The organism is Dialister sp., from assembly GCF_036343215.1.
Classification (GTDB): Bacteria; Bacillota; Negativicutes; order Veillonellales; family Dialisteraceae; genus Dialister.
On sequence record NZ_JAZASU010000115.1, the window covers coordinates 1 to 4,916 of the forward strand.

2 protein-coding genes are annotated in these 4,916 nt (G+C 50.8%); both read left to right on the forward strand.

All coding sequences use genetic code 11. The features are described 5' to 3' along the window. The first annotated feature begins 801 nt into the window (after window positions 1-801). Window positions 802-2,181, forward strand: coding sequence for a tRNA uridine-5-carboxymethylaminomethyl(34) synthesis GTPase MnmE (gene mnmE / locus VZT47_RS09320; RefSeq protein WP_330224694.1), 1,380 nt, complete (start codon window positions 802-804; stop codon window positions 2,179-2,181). Between the two features lie 612 nt (window positions 2,182-2,793). After that, complete coding sequence (gene mnmG, locus VZT47_RS09325; protein WP_330224695.1) at window positions 2,794-4,668, forward strand: tRNA uridine-5-carboxymethylaminomethyl(34) synthesis enzyme MnmG; 1,875 nt, start codon at window positions 2,794-2,796, stop codon at window positions 4,666-4,668. The last annotated feature ends 248 nt before the right edge of the window (window positions 4,669-4,916 follow it).

Here is a 4,916-nt window from a genome sequence, read left to right on the forward strand (position 1 = left end):
CGATCCATTCCATCAGATGAGCGCTCAAAAATTTAAGGCAGATCCGGAACAAAGCCCACGTGCCCTTTAAGCTTTCAATCCTCGAGGAAAAAATCAAATTACCAATTATTTTTACAAAAAAGAATAAACTCCCGCAAACGAGAAAGAAAATCTTCGGACCCGCGCCCCCCGCTACGTACCTTGTCACGAGATGACACATCCAGACGTAGGAATTTCTGCAGCCGATTGACAGGTAAGATCGGAAATCCGGACAACGAGATGTATTCTCAAAAGGGGGTTTATTTTTGTACCCCAAAGCCGTCCACTATTCGTAGTGGGCGGCTTTTTGTTTTAGTTATTAGTTCGCAGTTCTCAGAAACCGGGTTCTTAGGGACATTGAAAAATCAGCGGTCTTCGGGACTTTGCATCAATCGGGACTCGGGAAGGTGGCGGCACACAATTCGTAAAGTGCCGCCTTTTTTTATTTTGATTCCATTTCGGCTTTTCATTCCTGACCCGGGCGAAAGGGGCATGACTCCGTGAACCGTTACGGTATACCGGGAATGGAAATCCGGAATCCGGGGCGGTGGCAGCCGAATTTATAGGGCGGCCATTTGATATTCTGAGCCTGATACCAATTTCATCCTTCACTGCGAACTGATAACTAAGAACCGGGAACTAAAAACTGACAGCTGACAACTTTCTCTTCCCGGTCTGCCCGGCAGGGGATTTTGCCTTACTGCCTTTGTAGCTTAAAAATCCAATTTCTGCTACAATACCTATATATAAAGGAAATTCAATTTATTCATATAAGGAGTCCTTATGTACGAAGAAACAACCATTGCGGCTATTGCTACCAGCCCCGGAGAGGGAGGCATAGGCATCATCCGGATCAGCGGAGAAGAAGCTTCTGTCGTGGCGGACCGCATATTTCATACGAAGAAATTAAAAACTTTCAAAGACGCCGAGCCTTACCGCATGTATTTCGGCCATGTGGAAAAAGAGGGGAAACGGATCGATGAGGGCCTGGCAGTTTATATGAAGGCGCCCCATTCCTACACGGGAGAAGATGTGGTGGAAATCCAGATTCACGGGTCCACGGAAGCTCTCCGGGAAACTCTGGAACTGGCCCTTGAAAGCGGGGCAGTTCTGGCGAGCCGCGGGGAATTCACGAAGCGGGCTTTCCTGAATGGCCGCCTCGATCTGACCCAGGCTGAAGCAGTTATGGATATTATCGAAGCCAGGGGATCCGCTGCCCTCACCCAGGCGGAAAGTCATCTCCAGGGAGCTTTGTCCCGGTTCGTGAAAGACTGCCGGGCAAAGCTTTCCGATCTCATCACAAAGCTGGAAGTGACCATTGACTATCCCGAAGAAGATCTGGAAGATCTTACCAATGAGGAAATCCGGGAAGGTATTTCCACCATCGAAGAATCGCTCTACAATCTCCTTCAGCGCTCCGAAGAAGGACGAATCATCAAGGAAGGCCTTCGCACGGCCATTGTGGGCCGGCCGAACGCAGGGAAATCAAGCCTCCTGAATGCCCTCCTCCAGGAAGACCGGGCCATTGTCACCGATATTCCGGGGACTACCAGAGACACCATCGAAGAATCCATCAAAATCGGCGGTGTCCCCCTGGTGCTTATGGATACGGCAGGCCTTCGGGAAACGGATAACAAGGTGGAAAAAATCGGCATCGAAAGAGCCTGGAAATCCATGGAACAGGCCGATTTCATTCTGGCCGTCATCGACGGTTCCAGGCCCCTTTCCCTGGAAGACCGGCAGATTCTGGAAGAGCTTAAAGGCCGCAAGGCTATGGTCATTCTCAATAAATATGACCTCCCGCCGCAGATTGAAGAGGAAGATATTCAGAAAATTGCAGGAAATATTCCGGTGGTCTCCATTTCCGCCCGCTACGGAAGCGGTGTGGAAGAACTGGAAGAATCGCTCCGGAAACTGACGGAACATCAGGACCGGGACGCGGGGAGGGAGCTTTTCCTCACGAACCTGCGCCATGTGAACCAGGTGAAAAAAGCCCTGGAAGCTGTCCGCCGGGCATCGGAATCCCTGGAATCCGGCATGCCTGCCGACTGCATTACCGTGGACCTTACCGAAGCCTGGAACGATATGGGAGAAATCACGGGTGATACGGTGGATAACGAACTTATCAACCGGATCTTTGAGAGATTCTGTGTGGGGAAATAATTTTATTTCTGTCAGGCTTGTGCTGTATGGGTTGAGTCACAAACGGTATTCGGTAATTAGCCTCACCCCGGCACGCCCCAGAGGAGACTTTAACGAGATTTCGGGGCGCGGGATGCGGGGTGCGGGAAGGATTGGCTGCTGATGCAGCCAATATTTTTTTATGGGGCAATATATGAGTCATCTGGCAAATACTATGACCTGAGACAGTTACGGCTTTCGGGCCTTAGCCTCACCACGGCACGCCCCGGAGGAGACTTTAACGAGATTTCGGGGTGCGGGATGCGGGGTGCGGGAAGGTGGCGGCGCTGATGTGCCGCCGATTTTTTATGGGAGCGTACACAGGCGAGGTTGAAAATCATATTTTCCATTATGAAGTAATACCAAAGCCGGGCATGCGAATGGGAAAGCGTCGTTGACAATTTACATCACTGCTTATTTACCCATTAGCCATAACCCATTCCCCGGTCTAACATGGTCTGCTTCTCTTTCTGATGCCGACCACCCTCATGAAGGACGATTCATCACAATTGTCTCTATCAAAAAATGGCCGGATGTATGCTATAATAAAGTATACTGAATAAATCTACCCTGAAGTCAGAAAGAAGGATTATTTTGTACTATATCGATACCTATGATGTGATTGTGGTAGGTGCAGGCCATGCGGGCTGCGAGGCGGCCCTGGCCAGCGCAAAACTGGGCTGCAGGACGCTCCTCACCACGATTTCTCTTGAAAATGTGGCCATGATGCCCTGCAATCCCGCCATTGGCGGACCGGGGAAAAGTCATCTGGTGAAGGAAATCGATGCTCTGGGCGGAGAAATGGGAATTGCTGCTGATGCAACGGCCATCCAGATGAGAATGCTCAATCTGGGCAAAGGTCCTGCCGTCTATGCCCTTCGTGCCCAGTCCGATAAGAATGCCTATCACCGCTATATGAAGCAGGTGGTGGAGAATACGGAAAATCTGGACCTGAAGCAGGTCCAGGTCATGGATATCATCGTGGAAGATGGAAAATGCGTGGGCATTACCACCGAACTCCACGAAGAATACCGGGCAAAGGCAGTCATCCTCTGCACGGGAACTTATCTGGACAGTTCGATTATCATCGGGGAAACCATTTATACCGGGGGCCCCAACGGCATGCGCCCCTCCGTTGGCCTTTCTGAAAACCTGAAGAAACATGGTCTCGATATCCTTCGTTTCAAGACGGGCACCCCTTCCCGTGTGGACAGCCGGAGTCTTCATCTGGACCATATGGCCCTGGAAAAAGGGGATCCGGAGAATCATGCCTTTTCCTTTATGGATGAAAGGGCTGATAGAAACCAGCGGAACTGCTGGCTCACCTATACGAATGAGGAAACCCATTCCATCATCCGCGAAAATATCATGCGGGCGCCGAAGTACGCCGGGATCATTCATGGCGTAGGGGCCCGTTACTGCCCTTCCATCGAAGATAAAGTGGTCCGTTTCCCGGACAAGAAACGGCACCAGCTTTTCATCGAACCGGAAGGTCTCGATACGAATGAAATGTACGTGCAGGGCATGTCCACATCCATGCCGATTGATGTGCAGTATGCCTTCCTCCGGACCATTCCGGGCCTGGAAGACGTAAAAGTCATGCGTCCTGCCTATGCCATCGAATATGATCTGCTGGATCCTCTCCAGCTCTATCCGACACTGGAAGTGAAGAAAATGCCGGGACTTTACTCGGCAGGCCAGTCCAATGGCACCAGCGGGTATGAAGAAGCAGCTGCCCAGGGCCTCATGGCAGGCATCAATGCAGCTCTTAAAATTAAAGGAAAAGAACCATTTATCCTCGGCCGTCACGAAGCCTATATCGGAGCTCTGATCGATGATCTCGTCACAAAAGGGACCAATGAACCGTACCGCATGATGACGAGCCGGAGTGAATACAGGCTCATCCTCCGTCAGGACAATGCGGATCTCCGCCTTACCCAGAAAGGGTATGACATCGGCCTGGTCACTGAAAAACGGTACCGCCATTTCCTGGAACGGAAACGGAATTATGACGAAGCCATGCACTATATCCGGACGAAGCGGTTCACGCCAAAAGGCGATACGAATCAGGCTCTCGAAGCCATGGGTTCTGCACCTCTTACGACAGGAATCGGGGCTGACAAGATTCTGAAACGCCCGGAAGTGACCTACCGGAAAATGGTGGAATTCCTGGGCTGCCCTGAATTTGATCCGGAAGCGGTAGAGGAAATGGAAATTTCCGTGAAATACGAAGGCTACATTGCCCGTCAGGAAGCGGCAGTGAAGAAGGCAGCCCGCATGGAAAGCGAAAAAATGCCAAGGGAAATCGATTACATGAACCTGGAAGGCATTTCCATCGAAGCCCGCCAGAAACTGGACAAAATCCGTCCTCTCAATCTGGGCCAGGCCTCCCGCATCTCCGGCGTTTCCCCGGCAGATATGTCGGTGCTCATGGTTTACGTGAAGCGGATGAAGGGGCATAAGGCGTGACTTTGTCTGTGTCACTTGAGGTAAACGTGGTCCGTGATCCGTGGTCCGTGGCCCGTGAAGGTGGCGCCCTGTGGGGCGCGAGATTATAATAGTTATTAGCAGTTAGTTACAATATCATTAACTTAACAGCTGCTAAAGTGCTTCCAAATCGAAATTTCTCTATTGCGTTTAAAGGAAATAGGGCCTTATTCACCCTGTTCGGAGTAAATTTTAGTAGTTTTGACCGGTTTTTGAGGCACTCTAAAGGA

Excerpts from the sequence above, each read along its gene's own strand:
- mnmE (WP_330224694.1), top strand. The coding sequence starts at position 802 with ATGTACGAAGAAACAACCATTGCGGCTATTGCTACCAGCCCCGGAGAG.